A 19,052-nucleotide genomic window follows, 5' to 3' on the forward strand; every position below is an offset into this window, starting at 1 on the left:
GTCCTTCCGTCCTTCCGCCCCTGCGGATTTGGCCTAAAGTAAGAGCGCGCACCGGCACCCCGGGCCGCGCGCCGGGCCTTCGCCGGACGCCGCGGGGCCGCTCGCCCCTCCCCCGCCCTTGCTCCATGGCCCGGGGGCAGCGGGGCGAGACAACGCCCACGCGGCAAGCAACTCGCGCCAGGCCCGCAAGCCGCCGGGCGCCACACCCGCCGGCCCGCCCAGGAAGGAGACATCATGGAAGCGGAGACGGTCGACAGAATGACGCGGCTGCTGGCCGAGCTGGTCGAGTACGCACGCGGGCGCCTGCCCTCCACCACCTTTGCCCTGGTCGAGCCCTTTCTGCGGCACTACTACGACCTGACCGATATCGAGGAACTGCAGCGCCGCGAGATCGCGGACCTGTATGGCGCGGTCATGGCGCACTGGCAGACGGCGCAGCGCTTCGTGTCCGGCACCGCCCGCGTGCGGGTCTACAACCCCGACCTGGAACAACACGGCTGGCATTCGGACCATACGGTGGTCGAGATCGCCAACGACGACATGCCCTTCCTGGTCGACTCCGTCACCATGGAGATCAACCGGCACGGGCTGTCGCTGCATTCCGCCATCCATCCGGTGTTCCGGGTCTGGCGCGGCGCCGACGGCGCCATTGCCAAGGTCGCCCTCGGCGATCTGGGCGCGCAGCAGGATGGCGCGTCGCGGCTCGAATCCTTTATCCACTTCGAGGTGGACCGCTGCGGCGATCCGGCCCTGCTGGAAGCCCTGCGCAACGACATCGCCCGGGTGCTGGGCGACGTCCGCGCCGCGGTGGAAGACTGGCCGACGATGCTGGACATCGCGCGGGAGAGCATCGCGGACATGCGGCGGGGCCCCGCCGCCGCCGATCCGGAGACGGCAGAAGCGTGCGCCTTCCTGCAATGGCTGGTCGATGACCACTTCTGTTTCCTGGGACACCGCGACTACGAACTGGTGCAGCAGGACGACCGCTTCCTGCTGCGCGGCGTCGAAGGCTCCGGCGCGGGGCTGCTGCGCGAGGCGCGCCGCCCGCCCGATGCCGAAGCGCTGACGCCGCTGCCCGCGGCCGCGACCGCCATCATCGAAGGGGCATCGCCCATCTTCCTGACCAAGGCCAATTCGCGCGCCACCGTGCACCGGCCAGGCTATCTGGACTACATCGGCATCAAGCTGACCGACGCCAACGGCAAGCTGTTCGGCGAGCGCCGCTTCGTGGGGCTCTACACCTCCACCGCCTACACGGTCTCCACGGCCGAGATTCCGCTGGTGCGGCGCAAATGCGCCAACATCCTCGCGCGCGCGGGCTTCCTGACCAAGGGGCATCTGTACAAGTCGCTGGTCACGATCCTGGAGCAATATCCGCGCGACGAGCTGTTCCAGGCCGACGAGGACCAGCTCTACGACATCGCCTTCGGCATCCTGCGCCTGCAGGAACACCAGCGCATCCGGCTGTTCGTGCGGCGCGACCGCTTCGACCGCTTCATCTCCTGCCTGGTGTTCGTGCCGCGCGACAAGTACAACACCGATCTGCGCCAGCGCATCCAGAAACTGCTGATGCAGGCGTTCCGCGGCACCAGCTGCGAATTCACGCCGCAGCTGTCCGAGTCGCCGCTGGCGCGCATCCAGCTCACCGTGCGCGGCGAGCCGGGCACCATGCCCGACGTCGACACGCGCGAACTGGAGGAGCGCATCGTCGCGGCCACGCGGCGCTGGCAGGACGATCTGGCCGAGGCGCTGCTCGACCAGTCCGGCGAGGAGGACGGCAACCGCCTGCTGCGCCGCTACAGCGAGTCCTTCCCTGCCGGGTATCGCGAAGACTATCCCGCGCGCACCGCGGTGCGGGACATTGCGCTGATGGAGCAGGCGCGGCAAGACCCGGGCGGTCTCGCGATGAACCTGTACCGGCCGATCGAGGCGCCGCCCGGGGCATTCCGCTTCAAGGTCTATCGCGCCGGAGAACCCATCGCACTGTCGTCCAGCCTGCCGATGCTCGAGCATCTGGGCGTGCGCGTGGACGAGGAGCGGCCCTATCGCATCGAGCCCGGCGGCGCCGGGCCGGTGTGGATCCACGACTTCGGGCTGGAGATGGCCGATGCCGTCCCGGGCCAGCACCATGCCGCGGAGACGGTGCCGGACATCGAGCGCGCCAAGGTCCTGTTCGAAAACGCCTTCGCGCTCGCCTGGAACGGCGAGATCGAAAACGACGGCCTGAACCGGCTCGTGCTCGGCGCCGGCATCGCCGCGCGCGATGTCACCATCCTGCGCGCCTATGCGAAGTATCTGCGCCAGGTCGGCTCGACCTTCAGCGATGCCTATATCGAGCGCGCGCTGACCGGCAACCCGGCCATCGCCGCCCAACTGGTGGCGTTGTTCGCCGCGCGTTTCGATCCCGCCGCCGATGCCGGCCGCGACGGTCGCTGCCAGCAGCTGCGCGAGGCCATCGCGGCCGCGCTCGAGCGCGTGCCCAACCTCGACGAGGATCGCATCCTGCGCCTGTTCCTCGGCGTTATCGACGCGACCACCCGCACCAACTATTTCCGCCGGGACGCCGGGCAGCCACGGCCCTGCCTGTCGTTCAAGCTGGACCCGTCGAAGGTGGCGGGCCTGCCCGAGCCGCGGCCGATGTTCGAGATCTGGGTCTATTCCCCGCGCGTCGAAGGCGTGCATCTGCGCGGCGGCCGCGTGGCGCGCGGCGGGCTGCGCTGGTCCGACCGGCGCGAGGACTTCCGCACCGAGGTGCTGGGGCTGATGAAGGCCCAGATGGTCAAGAACACCGTGATCGTGCCGGTGGGCTCCAAGGGCGGCTTCGTGGTCAAGCGTCCGCCACCGGCAAGCGAGCGCGACGCCTGGCTGGAGGAAGGCGTGGCTTGCTACCAGACCTTCCTGCGCGGCCTGCTCGACGTTACGGACAACCGCTCCCCGTCCGGCATCGTGCCGCCGCCGGACGTGGTGCGCCACGATGACGACGACCCCTATCTGGTGGTAGCGGCCGACAAGGGCACGGCGAGCTTCTCCGACTACGCCAACGCCATCTCGGCCGAGTACGGCTTCTGGCTGGAAGACGCCTTCGCCTCGGGCGGCTCGGTCGGCTACGACCACAAGAAGATGGCCATCACGGCGCGCGGCGCGTGGGAATCGGTCAAGCGCCATTTCCGCGAGATGGGCGTCGATATCCAGCGCACCGACTTCACCGTGGTGGGCATTGGCGACATGTCCGGCGACGTGTTCGGCAACGGCATGCTGCTGTCGCCCCATATCCGGCTGGTGGCGGCCTTCGACCACCGCCATGTCTTTCTCGATCCCTCGCCCGATCCCGCCGCGAGCCTGGCCGAGCGCCGGCGCCTGTTCGATCTTCCGCGCTCCAGCTGGGCCGACTACGACAGCGCGCTGATCTCGCCCGGCGGCGGCGTCTTTCCCCGCACCGCCAAGGTCATCGCGCTGACGCCGCAGGTGCAGGCGGCGCTGGGCACCGACGCCGCCGCGCTGTCCCCGGCCGAGCTGATCCACGCGATCCTGATGGCCCCGGTGGATCTGCTCTACAACGGCGGCATCGGCACGTACGTCAAGGCCAGCCACGAGACGCACCAGCAGGTCGGCGACCGTACCAACGACGCGGTGCGGGTCGATGGCGCGCAACTGCGGTGCAAGGTGGTCGGCGAAGGGGGGAACCTGGGCTTCACGCAACTGGGCCGCATCGAATACGCGCGCCAGGGCGGGCGCATCTATACCGATGCGATCGACAACTCGGCCGGCGTCGATTGCTCCGATCACGAGGTCAATATCAAGATCCTCCTGGGCCTGGTGGTGGCCGAAGGCGAGATGACCGGCAAGCAGCGCAACAAGCAGTTGGCCGAGATGACGGACGAGGTCGGCGAACTGGTGCTGCGCGACAACTACTACCAGACGCAGGCGCTGTCCACCGCCCGCCGGCTGGCTCCCGAGCTGCTCGATGCCGAGGGGCGCCTGATCCGCTGGCTCGAACGCGCGGGCCGGCTCAAGCGCGCCATCGAGTTCTTGCCCGCCGACGAGGACATCGCGCTGCGCAAGGCCGCCGGCGAAGGCCTCACCTCGCCCGAGCGCGCCGTGCTGCTGGCGTACAGCAAGATGTGGTTGTACGACGCGGTGCTCGATTCGGACCTGCCGGACGACCCGCTGGCGGCGCGGCTGCTGGCGGATTACTTTCCGCAGCCGCTGCGGGAGCGCCACGCCGGCGCCATGCAGCGCCATCCGCTGCGCCGCGAAATCGTCTCGACCCACCTGACCAATACGCTGGTCAACCGGATCGGGGCGACCTTCGTGCACCGGATGATGGAGGAAACCGACGCGCGGCCGGCGGACATCGTGCGCGCCTGCCTGGTGGCGCGCGACGTGTTCGGGCTGTCCGACCTGTGGGGCAGCATCGACCGGCTGGACAACCGCGTGCCGGACGAGGTGCAGGCGCGCATGTTCGGGGCGCTGGCGCGGCTGCTCGAAGGCGCCTGCCTGTGGCTGCTGCGCGAAGCCGCCAACGGCGGCGGCGCCGGCCCCTCCGCGGAGGACCGCGCGCGCTACACCGAGGCGGTACGGTGGCTGATGCCCGAGCTGCCCACCGTGCTCGGACCGGCGGAGGCGGCGGCGCTGGCCGAGCGCCGCCAGGCGCTGACCGGCGCCGGTGTGGACGATGCCCTGGCGCAGGCAGTGGCCGCCGGCGATCTGGCGGCGGCGGCGTTGGACATCGCCCAGGTGGCCGCCGGGTGCGGGCACGATCTGCCGGCGGTGGCGGGTGTGTATTTCGCGCTGGACACGCACCTGAGCCTGGGCTGGCTGCGCGAGCGGGCCATGGCGCTGCCCGCGGATACGCACTGGGACATGCTGGCGCGCACCACCGCACTGGACGACCTTGCCAGGCTCAAGCGCGCGCTGACCGTCAGCGTGCTGGCGCAGGCCGCCGACGCCGGTTCGCCGCCCCGCATGCTCGAGGCATGGTGCCGGCAACGCCAGGCATCGCTCGAGCGCTTCTCGCAACTGCTGGCCGAACTGCGGGCGGCGGGGGCGACCGGGCTGTCGATGCTGTCGGTGGCGATCCGCGACATCGGCTTGCTGGAACGGGCGGGCTGACCCCTCGTTGGGAGGGGGCGGTCCGTTTCGCGCGCCCCTCCCTGCCTGCGGGGCCACCCGCCATATTGCGCCCCGGGCCCCGATTTCCCGCACGGCTTCGTTCCACGGTGGCATCCGCGCGTATGCGGTCCTGCCCGCATACGTCAATTTTTCCGACAGCGGCGTCCCCGCGGCCGAACGTGCGTGCGCGACCGCACGGAATGCCGGGGGCCGCCCCCTTAGATTCGTGCGTGCCGGGGCAAGCGAGTCCACGCCCCAATGTCCAGCGACGTTGTGTGGGCCCTGCTCCCCCGGGGATGCCGCGCATCGTCCGCGTCTGTGGCGCCGCGCGGGGCAGGCGGCGGTCAGGCTTTGCACGATACCGGAGAGTTACCCATGGTCATGTGTTCCCCGTCGCGCGAGGCGACCCTGAGTGCGAGCGTCTGCATCGTCGGCTCGGGTCCGGCGGGCATTACCTGCGCCATGGAGCTGGCCAAGCGCGGCATCTCGGTGATCCTGGTGGAAAGCGGCGGCGACGGCTTCGAGAGCCAGGCACAGGAAATGTGCGATGCCGAGATCGTCGATCAACGCCGCCATGCTCCCATGCAGGACGCCGTGCGGCGCGCGTTCGGCGGCACCTCGTGGCTGTGGGGCGGACGCTGCCTGCCCTTCGATCCGATCGACTTCGAGCCGCGCGACTACGCCCCCGGCACCGCCTGGCCGATTTCCTACGACGACCTGCTGCCGTACTACGAGATTGCCTGCGACTACGCCAACTGCGGCCGCCCCGCGTTCTCGCTGGAACGGCTGGAGGCCGCAACCGCCCGGCGCGCCATTACCGGCAACTTCCAGGCAGGCGAGGTGATCGCCTCGGACCTCGAACGCTGGAGCGGCGAGCCCAACTTCGCGCGGCGCTACCGCAAGTGGTTCCAGACCAATCCGAACGCGCGGCTGCTGCTGGAGTCCACGTGCGTGGCCATCGACCCCATACCCGGCACCGATCGCATCGGCAGCATCGTGGTGGCGCGCGGAGACGCCCGCACGCGCATCCATGCCGACCGCTTCGTGCTCGCGTGCGGCGGGCTCGAAGTCACCCGGCTGCTGCTGAACGTCAACGAGCGCCACGCCAACCGGCTCGGCAACCGGGGCGGCCACCTCGGGCGCTACTACATGGGCCATATCTCCGGCAAGATCGCCAGCGTGCGCTTCCGGGCCGAGGCCAGGAAGACCGTCTACCACTTCGAGCGCGATCGCCAGGGCTTCTACGCACGGCGGCGCTTCACCGTGCCCGCGCAGGCGCAGCGCCAGCACCAGCTGCTGAACACCGCGATGTGGCTGGACAACCATCCGCCGGCGGACCCCGCGCACGGCAATGGCATCCTGTCTTTCGCCTACCTGGCGCTGTGCACACCCGGCATCAGCCGGCTGCTGACGGCGCCGGCCATCGCCAAGGCCGTGGCCAGCGCGCACGCCCGCAACGACCGCGGCGCGCATCTGCGCAACGTCGGCAAGGACCTGGCCAAGATCGCCACGTTCGTGCCACCCTTCGTCTATCGCCGCTATCTGGCGCGGCCGCGGCTGCCGGGATTCTTCCTGCCGAGCCCGAAGAACGTCTATGCGCTGCACTATCACGCCGAGCAGTTGCCGTCGGCGAACAGCCGCGTGACGCTCGCCGACGCCCGCGACCGCTACGGCATGCGGCGCCTGAAGGTGGATCTGCAATACCAGCGCGCCGACGCCGAGTCGGTGGTGCGCTGCCACGAGCTGCTGGACAAGCACCTGCGCACCATTGGCGCCGGGCAGCTCGACTACTGGTTTCCGGAGGACCAACGCATCGATGCCGCCATGGCGCAGGCCGCCGATGGCTTTCATCAGATCGGGACCGCCCGCATGGCGGAGGACTGGCGTGGTGGCGTGGTGGACAGGCAGTGCCGGGTGTTCGGCACCGACAATCTGTTCGTCGCCAGCAGCGCCGTCTTCCCCTCTTCGGGACAGGCAAACCCGACTCTCACCATCCTGGCCTTGTCTGTGCGCATCGCAGACCATATCGCGGAATCGCTGGCGTGATCCGCACCGAAAATGGAGTGTTGAATGTCATCCCGATTGGGCTTCGGCTGCGCCCCCATCCTGGGCAGGGTGGGCAAGAAGGAATCGTTGCGCGCGTTGAGCGCCGCATACGCACACGGCATCACGCATTTCGATGTGGCCCGCTCCTATGGCTTCGGAGAGGCCGAAGCCTTGTTGGGCGAGTTTCTGGCGGACAAGCGTGGCAACGTCACCATCACGACCAAGTTCGGCATCGTGCCGCCGCGCAACAGCACCGCATTGAGCCTGGCCAAGGGCTTTGCGCGCCGCTGCATCAAGCGCATGCCTGGCGGCAGAGCCATGGTGCATGCCGTCTCCAAGGCGGCGCTGTCGCAGCGCAACTACGACGTCGCCTACGCGCGCACCTGTCTGGAGGCGTCGCTCAGGCACCTGCGCGTGGAGCAGGTCGACTACTACCTGATCCACGAACCCCCCAAGCCGGATGAGCTGACCGAAGAACTGCAGCGTTTTCTCGAAGACATGCAGGCCGCCGGCAAGATCCGCAAGTGGGGGCTGACCGCGGACACGCGCGAGATGCTGGAAACGCCGGTGGCGCGCGACGCGCAGGTCGTGCTGCAGGAGGCCAACCTGAACGTGCTGGACAACCTCACGCTGGACACGCCCGGCGACAAGGTGCGCTTCCTGTCGCGGCCCTACGGCGGCGGACCGGAAAGCCTCGTGGCGAGCGCCGAGCAGCAGGCGGTCCGGCAGGCCGTGCAGATGCTGGGCCTGGACGACCTGAATCACCACGAGATCTCGATGTTCTTCGCGTTGAGCCTGGCGGGCGATTCGGGCAAGGTCATCGCCTCGATGTTCTCGGAGAACCATATCCGCGAGAATGTCGCGCTGGCCGAGCGCTATGTGAGCGCGGCGGACCAGGCGCGCCAGCTTGCTCCGGCTATTCTTCGCAACGCGCACAGCGGCCAGCGCCAGCTCGCCTGAGCGCGCCACGGCGGGCCGCGGCGGCCCACCGGCGCACCTGGCCGGCCTGGCCGGCATGTCGACTCGCGCGGCCGGCGCGAGGGCCGTTGCGCCGCGCATCGCGCGGAAACGCACGCCCATCGCCTCTGCTTTCAGGTAGCGGGCGCCACGCCGCATCGGCGGCCGACCCACATGGCGGTTCGCTACGGGCGCTTTCGGCGACCCCACCTTTCCTCCCTTCGGTTTTATCCCGCAAAACTTTGATGCGACGCAGAATGACGCGTCACGGTGTGCCGTCTATAACGGCATCTGCGGTTTTATCGCGCAAAACATCAAAGACGGAGACGGCACGGATGGCAGCCCCCGGTTCTTCCCTGCGCAAGGCCTGCCAATTGCTGCGGGCCTTGTCCGACCCGCGCAATACACGGCTCACCGATCTCGCGCTGGCGGCGGGCGTCGACAAGGCCTCCGCGCTGCGGCTGCTCGACACGCTGGCGAGCGAGGGGCTGGTCGAGCGCGACCCCGGCACCAAGGCGTACGCGCCGGGCCCCGAATGGCTGGTCTTGCGCGCCGCGACCGTGCGCCGCGTAGACCCGCGCCCGCTGGTGAGGCCCGCGCTGATCCGGCTGGCTCACGCGTTCGAGGACACCGCGATCCTCTCGGTGCCAAGCGGCTGGGAGTCCATCTGTCTCGAACTGCGGCTGGGCAGCTTCCCCATCCGCGCCAATTACCTGGATATCGGCAGCCGCCGCCCGCTGGGCGTGGGCGCGGGCAGCCTCGCGCTGCTGGCCGCGCTGCCCGACGCCGAAGTCGAGGCGGTGCTGGACTGCGTGGCGCCCGCGCTCAAGCGCTATCCGCGGCTGTCGCGCGCCGCCCTGCTGCGCCATGTCCAGGCCACGCGCGAGCGCGGCTACGCGGTGCTGCTCGACGTCGTGGTGGAGCGCATGGGCGGCATCGCGATCGCGCTGCCCGGCCCCGACGGGCGCGCGCTGGGTGCCATCAGCATCGCGGCGCTGAACGAACGCATCACCGAACGCGAGTCCGCCATGGCGCGCGCGCTGCGGCGCGAGGCCGACGGCGTGGCCGCCGCGCTCGCGGCGCTGTCCTGCGGGGAGCCGGCCGCCCCCGCGCGCGGCGCGCGCCGCTCCGCCATGGCCGCCGCCGCTACCGGGTCCGCAACCGCATCGATCCCGACCACAACGACACCCAAGGAGGCATGACGCATGCGCTGGCAACAACGTCCGGAAGGTTCCACCTGGGGCGACTTCGGCCCCGACGACCAACTCGGCCGGGTCAACCTGATCGGCCCCGAGCAGGTACTGAAGGGCGCCCGCGAGGTGCAGGCCGGGCTGAGCTTCTGCCTGTCGCTGCCGCTGGACTATCCGGGCGGCAACAAGCTCAATCCGCGCCGCCATCCGCCGGTGCTGCGCCCGACCTTCCGCGACGACCTGCCCTACGTCAACTTCCCGCTGGCCAAGGTCGATGCCGCGGCCACCGATGTCATCAGCGACGACCAGGTACTGCTCTCGCTGCAGTACTCGACGCAATGGGATTCGCTGGCCCACGTGGGCGCGCTGTTCGATGCCGATGGCGACGGCCGCGCCGAACGCGTCTACTACAACGGCTATCGCGCCAACGAGCATATCGTCGGCCCTGTGGACTACGCCGAGGACGATCACTTCGCCGCGCACGGCTGCGGCCACGAGCACAGCGAGGCGCGGGCGCTGGGCATCGAGAACTTCGCGGTCAAGGGCATGCAGGGGCGCGGCGTGCTGGTCGACCTGGCCCACGCGTTCGGCACCGACTTCCGCAATATCGGCTACGACGACCTGATGCGCGCGATGGAAGAACAACGCGTGGAGGTGGAACCCGGCGACATGCTGCTGCTGCGGACCGGCTTCGCCGAGGTGGTGCTGTCGATGCACCGCGAGCCGGACGAGGCCGTGCTGCACCACAGCTGCAGCGCGCTGGACGGGCGCGACGACAGGCTGCTGCAATGGATCACCGACGCCGGCATCGCCGCGCTGATCGCCGACAACTATGCGGTGGAGCGCTATCCGGCGCGGCCGGCGCCCGCGGGCACACAGGGCCACCCGCTGCTGCCGCTGCACCACCATTGCCTGTTCAAGCTGGGCCTGCCGCTGGGGGAGCTGTGGTATCTGCACGACCTCGCGCAATGGCTGCGCGAGCATGGCCGCACGCGTTTCATGCTCACCGCGCCCCCGCTGCGCCTGCCCGGCGCGGTAGGCTCGCCCGCCACCCCGATCGCCACCGTCTGAGCGGCGACGAACCACCGGAAGGAGACACCATGACTTCGAGCCCTACCCTGCAACGACCCGCTCTGCGCCACCGCCTCGCCCGCGGCCTGTGCCTCGGCGCCGCGCTGCTGTGCGCCACCGCGGCCGGCGCGCAGCCGAAGGCCGCCGCGGTATCCGACGACGTGGTCAAGTTCGGCCTGATCCTGGACATGAGCGGGCTGTACGCCGACGTGACCGGACGCGGCAGCGCCACCGCCGCGCAGATGGCGGTCGACGACTTCGGCGGCAAGGTACTGGGCAAGAAGATCGAGGTCGTGGTCGCCGATCACCAGAACAAGGCGGATATCGCGGCCAACAAGGCGCGCGAGTGGTTCGACACCGACCGTGTCGACGCCATTCTCGACGTGGCCGCGTCGGCCCCCGCGCTGGCGGTGCTGGAGGTGGCCAAGCAGAAGAACCGCATCGTGGTGTTCTCCGGCCCCGGCACCGAGCGGCTGACCAACGACCTGTGCACGCCCCTCTCGGTACACTACGCCTACGACACCTACGCGCTGGCCAATACCACGGCGCGCGCGATGGTGCAGCGTGGCGGCAAGACGTGGTACTTCCTGACCGCCGACTACGCATTCGGCCATACGCTGCAGGAGTCGGCCACCACGGTGGTCAACGAGACCGGCGGCAAGGTCCTCGGCGCCGCGCGCCATCCGATCAACGCCAGCGACTTCGCCTCCTACCTGCTGCAGGCCCAGGCCAGCAAGGCGCAGGTGGTGGGCCTGGCCAACGCGGGCGGCGACGCGGTGAACGCCATCAAGGCAGCGCACGAGTTCGGCCTGACGCGCAACAACACGCAGAAGCTCGCCGGCCTGCTGCTTTACATCAACGACATCCACGCGATCGGACTGAAGACCGCGGCAGGGCTGGTGCTGACCGAGGCGTTCTACTGGGACATGAACGACCAGACGCGCGCCTGGTCGCGCCGCTACTTCGAGAAGATCAAGAAGATGCCGAACATGAGCCAGGCCGGGGTGTATTCGTCGGTGATGCACTACCTGAAGGCGGTGCAGGCGGCGGGCACCGACGAGACCGCCGCGGTGATGAAGCAGATGAAGGCCATGCCGATCAACGACTTCTTCGCGCGCAACGGCCGCATCCGTGAAGATGGACGAATGATCCACGACATGTACCTGTTCGAGGTGAAGTCCCCGGCGGAGTCCAAGCAACCATGGGACTACTACAAGCTGCTGGCCACGGTACCCGGGGACCAGGCGTTCACCCCCGTGGCGAAATCCAAGTGCCCGCTGCTCAAGCGCTGACCGCCGGAACCCGCGCATGGCATCCATCGCTTATCTCCGCGGCACCGGCAATACGCGTTTCGGCCGCCTTCCGGGCAGCGCGCCGCTGCCGCTGATGGCCGAGGCCGCGGACGCCGCGCTGGCCGAAGCAGGCCTGGCGCGCGGCGACGTCGACGGCGTGCTGTGCGGGTACGCGACCACGCTGCCGCACCTGATGCTGGCAGACCTGTTCTGCGAGTACGCGTCCCTGTCGCCCGCCTATGCGCACGGCATGGCCGCGGGCGGCGCCACCGGCGGCGCGATGGCGATGCTCGCGCGCGAACTGGTGCGCGGCGGACGCTGCGCCAACGTGCTGGTGGTAGCGGGCGAGAACCGCCTGTCGGGCCAGAGCCGCGACCAGTCGATCCAGACGCTGGCGCAGGTCGGCGAGCCGCATGTGGAGGTGCCCAACGGCGCGTCGGTGCCCGCCTACTACGCGCTGCTCGCGTCGCGTTATCTGATGGAGGCCGGCATCGCGCGCGATGCGCTGGCCGACTTCGCCGTGCTGATGCGCGAGCATGCGCGCGGCCATCCCGACGCGCATCTGCGCGAGCCGCTCAACGCGCAGGACGCCCGCGCCGCCAAGCCGGTGGCCTCGCCGCTGCTGCTGTCGGACTGCTGCCCGATCTCGGACGGCGCGGTGGCGGTCGTCGTCTCGGCGCAGCCGGGGCCGGGCCGGCCCGTGCGCCTGGCGGGGGCCGGGCAGGCGCACCGTCACCAGCACCTGTGCGCGATGGACAGCGTGATGGTCACCGGTGCCGGCGAGGCCGCCGCGCGGGCGCTCGGCGAGGCCGGCCGCACGGTGGATCAGATGGACTACCTGGCGATCTACGACTCCTTCACCATCACGCTGGTGATGCTGCTCGAGGAGCTCGGCGTCGCGCCGCGCGGCCGTGCGCATGCGCGCCTGCTCGCCGGGGACTTCGCGCGCGATGGCGCGATGCCGCTGAACACGCACGGCGGCCTGCTCGCCTTCGGCCACTCGGGCGTGGCCGGCGGGCTGATGCATCTGGCCGAAGCCGCGCGCCAGCTCGCCGGACTCGCCGGCCCCCGCCAGGTGGCACCGCGCCGGCGCGCCCTCTTCCACGCGGACGGCGGCGTGCTGTCGTCCCATGTCAGCCTGGTACTGGAGGCCGAATGACGAGCACAGCAACGCATGGCACAGGCGCTACAGCGCCAGGTCCGGCGACCGATGCCGCGACCGGTACGCATCCCTACACCGCCGGCCTTGCCGCGGGGCGCGTGCGCTACCAGCACTGCGAGGCTTGTGGCGCATGGCAACCGCTCGAGCGTCACGCTTGCCGCGCGTGCGGCGCCACCCGGCTGGCGTGGCGCGATGCCGGCGGACTGGCCACGGTCTATGCCGTCACGGAAGTGGCGCGCGCGCCGACCGACGCCTTTCGCGCCCTGGCGCCGTACACGCTGGTGCTCGCCACGCTGGACGAAGGACCGCGCGTGATGGGCCACGGCGAGCCGGGCCTGGCCATCGGCGATCGCGTGCGCGCCGGCTTCATGCGGCATGGCGAAGACACCCTGCTGCGCTTCCTGCGCGAGTAGCCCGTCGCGACGCTTCCCCGGCCACGACGCGACGATGCGGCTGGCCGTCGCGCACGACCACAACAACGGAGACCCATCATGCAACCGAACTTTCCGCGTCGGCGGGCGGCGCTCGCCCTGACGATTCCCTGCCTCTGGCTTGCCGGCGCGGCTGCCGTGCTCAGTCCCGCGCCCGCACTCGGCCAGACATGGCCGGACAAGCCGATCAAGCTGGTGGTGCCCTACCCGCCGGGTGGCCCCACCGACATCGTGGCGCGCGTGGTCGGGCAGAAGCTGGGCGACCGGCTGGGCCAGCCCGTGGTGGTGGAGAACCGGCCCGGCGCCGGCGGCAATATCGGCGCCGAGGCGGTAGCCAAGGCCGCGCCGGACGGCTACACCCTGCTGGTGGCCACCACCGCGCACGCGATCAACATGACCCTGTTCCGCAAGCCCGGCTACGACACCCGCAAGGACTTCGCGCCGGTCAGCCTGCTGACCCGGGGGCCACTGGTGCTGGTGACGGCCCCGTCGACGCCCGCCTCGACGGTGGCGGAGCTGATCGCGCTGGCCAAGGCCAAACCCGGCGCCGTCACGTTCGCCAGCTCGGGCAACGGCCAGTCCACCCACCTTGCCGCCGAGCTGTTCAACACGATGGCCGGCATCCGCATGACGCACGTGCCGTACAAGGGCAGCGCTCCCGCGCTGACCGACGTGATGGGCGGCCAGGCCACCGTGATGTTCGACACCATGCTGTCGGCCATGCCGTTCGTGCGCGACGGCAAGCTCAAGGCCCTGGCGGTCACCGGCGCGAGCCGCTCGCCCGCCGCCCCCGACGTGCCCACCGTCGCGCAGTCGGGACTGGCGGGCTACGAGGCCACGGCATGGAACGCGCTGCTGGCGCCGGCCGGCACGCCGCCCGCGGTGCTCGATGCCGTCGGCCAGGCGCTCAAGACCGTGCTGGACGACGGCGACGTGCGCGCCAGGTTCGCCACGCAAGGCTTCGCCGCCGAATGGACTGCCCCGCCGGCCACCGCCCGCTTCCTTGGCGACGAGATCGACAAATGGGCCAGGGTCGTCAAGGCGTCCGGCGCTACCATCGACTGACCCGCCCGTTTCGCACCACAAGGATCTTCACCATGGAACCCACCCTGCAGGCGCTGCTCGCCCCGCGCTCCATCGCCGTGATCGGCGCGTCCGACCACATCCACAAGATCGGCGGCCGGCCCATCCACTACATGCTGAACCACGGCTACGCCGGCACCCTGTTCCCGGTCAATCCGCAACGCGACAGCATCCAGGGCCTGCCCGCCTATCCGTCGCTCGACGCGCTGCCGGCCGTGCCGGAACTGGCGATCATCGTCGTCGCGGGAGACGCCGCGGTGCAGGCCGTGCGCGATTGCGCGCGGCTCGGTGTGGCGGCCGCCATCGTGATCGCCTCCGGGTTCGGCGAAGCCGGCCCCGAGGGCAAGCGCCAACAGGACGAGATGGTGCGCGTGGCGGCCGCCGCGGGACTGCGGCTGGTCGGCCCGAACAGCCAGGGTCTGGCCAACTTCGGCAGCGGCACCATTGCCAGCTTCTCGACCATGTTCATCGAGGTGCCGCCGCGCGACGGCCCGGTGGCGGTGGTCAGCCAGAGCGGCGGGGTCAGCGCCATGGTCTATGGGCTGCTGCGCGGGCAAGGCATCGGCGTGCGGCACATGCATGCCACCGGCAACGAGGCCGACATCACCGTCAGCGAGCTCGCGCTCGCGGTCGCGCACGACGAGGACGTGCGGCTCATCCTGCTGTACCTGGAAAGCCTGACCGATCCCGCCGTGCTGGCCCTCGCCGCCGCCACCGCCCGCGCGCGCGGCGTCCCCATGGTCGCCGTCAAGGCCGGACGCACCGGCGCGGGACAGCGCGCCGCCGCCTCGCACACCGGCGCCATCGCCAACGAGGACCGCGCCGTGGACGCCTTCCTGCGGCACCACGGCATCTGGCGCGTGGATGACGCCCATGCGCTGGCACGCTGCGCCCCGCTGTACCTGCGCGGGTGGCGCGCGGGCGGCCGGCGCCTCGTGGTGGTCAGCAATTCGGGCGCGAGCTGCGTGATGGCGGCGGACGCGGCCGATGCGCGTGGCCTCTCGATGGCCGCGCTGTCGGACGCCACGCAGGCCGCGCTGGCCGAGCGCCTGCCCGGCTTCGCCGCCACGGCCAATCCGGTCGACGTGACGGCCGCCCTGCTGACCAACAGCGCGCTGTTCGGCGACGTGCTGCCCGTGGTGGCGCAGGACCCGTCCACCGACATGGTGCTGCTCGATATTCCGGTGGCGGGCATGGGTTACGACGTCGAGCGCTTCGCCCGCGATGCGGCATCGTTCGCCGATACCGCCGGCAAGCCCATCGCGGTGGCCGCCTGGCAGGACCTTGTCGCCGCGCCGTTCCGCGCGGCGGACGTGCCGACCTACGACAGCGCGGCCGATGCGCTGTCCGCCTTCAGCCAGCTCGTATCGCACCAGGCGCTGCTGGATCGGATACGGACGGAGCCGCCCGCGATGGCTTCGGCGGCGCCGTCGTCTTCAGAGTCCGCGCCGCGAAAGGCGCTCCGCGAGGAACTGGCCACGGCCACGCTGAGCGAGGCCGCCAGCCTCGCGCGGCTGGCGGAAGCCGGCGTGCCCGTGGTTGCGCACCGCCTCTGCCAGACGGCGGACGAAGCCGTGGCGGCGTGGCGCGAGCTCGGTGGCCCGGTGGCCGTCAAGGCCAGTTCCCCGCAGGTGCCGCACAAGAGCGAGCACGGGCTCGTGGCACTGCACTGCGACGATGCCGACACGGTGGCGCAGGCCTTCGACCGCCAGACCGCCATCCTGGCGGCGATGGGCGCCGACTGCGAAGGCGTGGTGGTCGCGCGCATGACGCGCGGGCAGCGCGAATGCATGGTCGGCGCGCATTGGGACCCCGTGTTCGGCCCCGTGGTGGTGGTCGGCGATGGCGGCAAGTACGTCGAGGTGTTGAACGACTCGGCGGTGCTGCTCGCGCCTTGCAGCGAGGACGCCGTCGTGCGCGAGCTTGCGGGCCTGCGCATCGCCCCGCTGCTGCGCGGCGTGCGGGGCGAGCCCGCCGTGGACATGGCCGCGCTGGCCCGCATCGCGGTACTCGTGGGGCGGCTGATGCACGACGCCGGCGGCGCCATCCGGGCAATCGACCTGAACCCGGTAATGCTGAGCGCCGATGGCGCTGTGGTGGTGGACGGTCTGATGGAAGTGTCCGCCGAGCTTGCGCTGGAGCACGGGGCGCGCGTCTGAGGGCGGACTCTACGTCCGGACGCGGCCGGCATCCCGGCGGTTACCCCGATCACTGCGCATCGGCGGTAGTTCTTTCCGGGGGTTGAAGAAATGGGAATCGCGATCCGGCGGGCGCGTGGCCGGTGAGCCGCGCCGGGTGGCCCCGGACCGTCCCACGGGCAGGGCAGGCCCCATGCCGGCGCCGTCGTCCGCGCTGGTATGGCGCTTGCCTTGTCCCGATGAGGTTCACCACCGGACACCACCATGAAAATCCTGAAATTCACCTTGCTTACCGCACTGGCAGCCGCCACCGCACTGACCACCATGGCCAAGGTCAGGCGACAGGCAGCCGCCGAAGGCACCGGTTCCGTGTCGGGCTATGACGACGGCATGGAGGACAGCATGGCGTCGGGCACCGGCTCGTCGGGCTCGTCCTCCCGCATGGCGGGCGGTACCTCCGGCGGCAGCTCGTCCAACATGTCCCCCGGCATGGCCTCGACGCCGGGTGGGGGCGCCTCGTCGCCCTCGAGCGTCACGGTCACCAATGCCGGCATGCCGCCGGGCGGCGCCAGCTCTCCCGTCGTCGCGGGAATCGGGGGCGAAGACGGCGAACCGGCCACCGCGGATGTCACCGAAACCAGCAGCGTCGACGAGCCGCGGCCCAATCTGCGCTCGGTAGGCACCTCGGGCAACTCGGGCGATACGGGCTCCCGCCAGTCGTGACGCGAGCGCACGGACGCCGGCAGCGCCCCGGGACGACCGATCGTTCCTAGCCGTCCGAAAACGGATCGATCGGCGTCCCGGCCGCGCTGGGCGCCTCGGTCAGGTCGAACTCGTCGCGCACCTTGTCCACCACCGCGCGGATGGCCCGCTCGTAGCCCGCGGCGTTGCCGAACGCCTTCATGTCCCAGTTACGGCCGCGCGCATCGCGGGGATGCGGCTCGGGCTCGGGCACGCGGATCCGCGCGCCATCCTCGGCAATGTCTTCGATCTTGTGAATGCGCCGGCTCACTTCGTCCTGCAAGGCGCGGCGATTGCGTTCGCGCTTGGCCATCGGGCGGTCCTATGGAGGGAAACGTGGCCGATGCTAGCATCGCGAGCCGCAGCGGTCGACGACCGCGAAGGGATCTTTACCCCACCCTCAGGTGGGTTACAAGCGCCGCCGAATATTGAATACTTCGACTCAGAGAGATTGACCCCTCTCTGACATTTCCCGACGGCGGCCTGCGTGGCCGCCATTTTTTTTGTGGGCTCTATTTCGGCTCACAGCCGTCGGCCAGAAATGATCAGCAGCGACCCTTCTTCGCCTGGCCCGGCGGGCAGAACGATTCATTGCCGTATTGATCGACCCGGCAATTTCCTTTCTTCGCCTGTCCCGGCGGACAGCCGGGACCGTCGCCGCGATAGCCGTCGTCATATGGGGCGACGACACAGCCGGTAAGCAGCACGCCGCAGGTCATGCAAAGGGCAATCAAGGTTTTCATCTTTCTGGAAGTGTGGGTTGCAATTCCGCGAGGGTATCCCGCCTTATTCATCCGTCCTGTAAGAAGTTGTGACGTCGCCATGCAAGCGATTAATCCTGTCAGACGCAGCCGGATAGCGGACGCAGTCCGTAAAGACCGAAAGTAGCAGTACCCAGCGTCATACGCGAAAGTCATAGCCAGGTAAATCACAGGAGGCGATATGTCACTACCCAATATCCACGTCGTTCCAACGGACAAGAATGGCTGGGCTGTCGAAGTCGAAGGAACGGATGGCGCCACCTCGCACTACCCTTCGCAGGAGGAAGCGATTGCCGCCGGCACCGAGAAGGCCAAGCAGGACCGCGTGGAGCTCTTTATCCACGGTCGCGACGGGCAGATCCGCGAGCGCAACAGCTTCGGCAACGATCCCGCGCGAAGCAAGGGATAGGATCGCGACGGGATACCGGTCCTCTCCGCGATGGCCGGCACGACGCCGTAGATGTCGCGACAACTTCCGCACGGAACGCCCGATAACGGGTTGTCGGGATGCTTCCGCAATGCGAGCAAATGGCGCACGGTGGTCCCATCGCGCCGTCGATGAACCCTATGTGTGACGGTTTTGGGTTCGGACTTGTGTTATCCGCGCCGCCGCACTTTCCCATCGCACCAGACCGTCCGAACATTGCGGGGCCTTGCGCATGCAGGGTGGGAGCGGTCGCCCGACCCTCCCCATTCCCACAGGAGGATGGATGAAACGCGATGCCGATCTCGAATATCAGATCCTTGTGACTCTCGAACGAGCCGGCGGTTACCACCTGTACTGCCCTCACCTGATGCTGCACGCACTCGACGGCACCCTGGTGTCGTACGAAGCGAAGCGCGGCCATCTCTACTTGCTCGCCGATCGTGGACTGGTTTCGGAAACCAAATCCAACCATTGGCGACTGACGGCCGCCGGGCATGAAGAACTGGCGCGGCTCAGAGGGTTCCTCGACACAAAATCTCCGGCGGACTGCACCGAACTGTAGTCGCGCTTTCACCCCGCCGCGTCGACGGCGGACCTGAGAACGCCCGCCCAGCCAAGGACTGCGCGGGCGTATTTTGTTT

General features: G+C 69.7%; 15 protein-coding genes. 13 read left to right on the top strand and 2 right to left on the bottom strand.

Annotation, left to right across the window (positions count from 1 at the left end):
- Positions 1-234 precede the first annotated feature (234 nt).
- The 11 genes from LDO27_RS09400 (at position 235) to LDO27_RS09450 (ending at position 17,205) form a co-directional block, all read left to right on the top strand.
- Positions 235-5,112 (top strand): NAD-glutamate dehydrogenase, encoded by a 4,878-nt coding sequence (locus LDO27_RS09400; protein ID WP_224041319.1) that lies wholly within the window; start codon positions 235-237, stop codon positions 5,110-5,112.
- Positions 5,113-5,487: 375 nt separating this feature from the next.
- Positions 5,488-7,158: an FAD-dependent oxidoreductase gene (locus tag LDO27_RS09405; RefSeq protein WP_224041321.1), complete on the top strand. Its 1,671-nt coding sequence runs from the start codon at positions 5,488-5,490 to the stop codon at positions 7,156-7,158.
- Positions 7,159-7,182: 24 nt separating this feature from the next.
- Positions 7,183-8,118 carry an aldo/keto reductase gene (locus LDO27_RS09410; protein WP_224041323.1) on the top strand — a complete coding sequence of 312 codons (936 nt, stop codon included), beginning with the start codon at positions 7,183-7,185 and terminating at the stop codon, positions 8,116-8,118.
- Positions 8,119-8,450: 332 nt separating this feature from the next.
- A complete protein-coding gene (locus LDO27_RS09415) occupies positions 8,451-9,317 on the top strand; it encodes an IclR family transcriptional regulator (protein ID WP_224041325.1) in 867 nt (288 codons plus the stop codon).
- A gap of 3 nt (positions 9,318-9,320) precedes the next feature.
- Entirely contained in the window at positions 9,321-10,376 is a 1,056-nt protein-coding gene (locus tag LDO27_RS09420) for a cyclase family protein (protein WP_224041327.1), read from the top strand.
- A gap of 29 nt (positions 10,377-10,405) precedes the next feature.
- A complete protein-coding gene (locus LDO27_RS09425; protein WP_224041329.1) occupies positions 10,406-11,668 on the top strand; it encodes an ABC transporter substrate-binding protein in 1,263 nt (420 codons plus the stop codon).
- A gap of 16 nt (positions 11,669-11,684) precedes the next feature.
- Positions 11,685-12,827: a thiolase family protein gene (locus tag LDO27_RS09430; protein ID WP_224041331.1), complete on the top strand. Its 1,143-nt coding sequence runs from the start codon at positions 11,685-11,687 to the stop codon at positions 12,825-12,827.
- Complete coding sequence (locus LDO27_RS09435; RefSeq protein WP_224041333.1) at positions 12,824-13,243, top strand: Zn-ribbon domain-containing OB-fold protein; 420 nt, start codon at positions 12,824-12,826, stop codon at positions 13,241-13,243. The genes LDO27_RS09430 and LDO27_RS09435 overlap by 4 nt, the downstream gene beginning before the upstream one ends.
- Before the next feature lie 78 nt (positions 13,244-13,321).
- Complete coding sequence (locus LDO27_RS09440) at positions 13,322-14,326, top strand: tripartite tricarboxylate transporter substrate binding protein (RefSeq protein ID WP_224041335.1); 1,005 nt, start codon at positions 13,322-13,324, stop codon at positions 14,324-14,326.
- A 32-nt stretch (positions 14,327-14,358) separates the two neighbouring features.
- A complete protein-coding gene (locus LDO27_RS09445) occupies positions 14,359-16,503 on the top strand; it encodes an acetate--CoA ligase family protein (RefSeq protein WP_224041337.1) in 2,145 nt (714 codons plus the stop codon).
- A gap of 243 nt (positions 16,504-16,746) precedes the next feature.
- Positions 16,747-17,205, top strand: a complete 459-nt coding sequence (locus LDO27_RS09450; protein ID WP_224041338.1) for a hypothetical protein — start codon at positions 16,747-16,749, stop codon at positions 17,203-17,205.
- A gap of 46 nt (positions 17,206-17,251) precedes the next feature.
- On the opposite strand, the gene LDO27_RS09455 is transcribed toward LDO27_RS09450, so the two are convergent.
- Entirely contained in the window at positions 17,252-17,536 is a 285-nt protein-coding gene (locus tag LDO27_RS09455; protein ID WP_224041339.1) for a hypothetical protein, read from the bottom strand.
- A 232-nt stretch (positions 17,537-17,768) separates the two neighbouring features.
- The gene (locus tag LDO27_RS09460; protein WP_224041340.1) at positions 17,769-17,966 is read right to left on the bottom strand and encodes a hypothetical protein; all 198 of its coding nucleotides are present in this window, start codon (positions 17,964-17,966) and stop codon (positions 17,769-17,771) included.
- Positions 17,967-18,165: 199 nt separating this feature from the next.
- Between LDO27_RS09460 and LDO27_RS09465 the strand changes: the two genes are divergently transcribed.
- Both LDO27_RS09465 and LDO27_RS09470 read left to right on the top strand, forming a co-directional pair.
- On the top strand, positions 18,166-18,393 hold the full coding sequence (locus LDO27_RS09465) for a DUF2188 domain-containing protein (RefSeq protein WP_222201266.1): 228 nt from the start codon (positions 18,166-18,168) through the stop codon (positions 18,391-18,393).
- Between the two features lie 301 nt (positions 18,394-18,694).
- Entirely contained in the window at positions 18,695-18,973 is a 279-nt protein-coding gene (locus LDO27_RS09470; RefSeq protein WP_222201267.1) for a hypothetical protein, read from the top strand.
- Positions 18,974-19,052: the final 79 nt, after the last annotated feature.

Origin of the sequence: Cupriavidus respiraculi (assembly GCF_914271545.1) — a bacterium.
Lineage (GTDB): Bacteria > Pseudomonadota > Gammaproteobacteria > Burkholderiales > Burkholderiaceae > Cupriavidus > Cupriavidus respiraculi.

Coding starts and splice junctions, on each gene's coding strand:
- LDO27_RS09400 (WP_224041319.1), top strand. CDS start 235: ATGGAAGCGGAGACGGTCGACAGAATGACGCGGCTGCTGGCCGAGCTG.
- LDO27_RS09405 (WP_224041321.1), top strand. CDS start 5,488: ATGGTCATGTGTTCCCCGTCGCGCGAGGCGACCCTGAGTGCGAGCGTC.
- LDO27_RS09410 (WP_224041323.1), top strand. CDS start 7,183: ATGTCATCCCGATTGGGCTTCGGCTGCGCCCCCATCCTGGGCAGGGTG.
- LDO27_RS09415 (WP_224041325.1), top strand. CDS start 8,451: ATGGCAGCCCCCGGTTCTTCCCTGCGCAAGGCCTGCCAATTGCTGCGG.
- LDO27_RS09420 (WP_224041327.1), top strand. CDS start 9,321: ATGCGCTGGCAACAACGTCCGGAAGGTTCCACCTGGGGCGACTTCGGC.
- LDO27_RS09425 (WP_224041329.1), top strand. CDS start 10,406: ATGACTTCGAGCCCTACCCTGCAACGACCCGCTCTGCGCCACCGCCTC.
- LDO27_RS09430 (WP_224041331.1), top strand. CDS start 11,685: ATGGCATCCATCGCTTATCTCCGCGGCACCGGCAATACGCGTTTCGGC.
- LDO27_RS09435 (WP_224041333.1), top strand. CDS start 12,824: ATGACGAGCACAGCAACGCATGGCACAGGCGCTACAGCGCCAGGTCCG.
- LDO27_RS09440 (WP_224041335.1), top strand. CDS start 13,322: ATGCAACCGAACTTTCCGCGTCGGCGGGCGGCGCTCGCCCTGACGATT.
- LDO27_RS09445 (WP_224041337.1), top strand. CDS start 14,359: ATGGAACCCACCCTGCAGGCGCTGCTCGCCCCGCGCTCCATCGCCGTG.
- LDO27_RS09450 (WP_224041338.1), top strand. CDS start 16,747: ATGAAAATCCTGAAATTCACCTTGCTTACCGCACTGGCAGCCGCCACC.
- LDO27_RS09455 (WP_224041339.1), bottom strand. CDS start 17,536: ATGGCCAAGCGCGAACGCAATCGCCGCGCCTTGCAGGACGAAGTGAGC.
- LDO27_RS09460 (WP_224041340.1), bottom strand. CDS start 17,966: ATGAAAACCTTGATTGCCCTTTGCATGACCTGCGGCGTGCTGCTTACC.
- LDO27_RS09465 (WP_222201266.1), top strand. CDS start 18,166: ATGTCACTACCCAATATCCACGTCGTTCCAACGGACAAGAATGGCTGG.
- LDO27_RS09470 (WP_222201267.1), top strand. CDS start 18,695: ATGAAACGCGATGCCGATCTCGAATATCAGATCCTTGTGACTCTCGAA.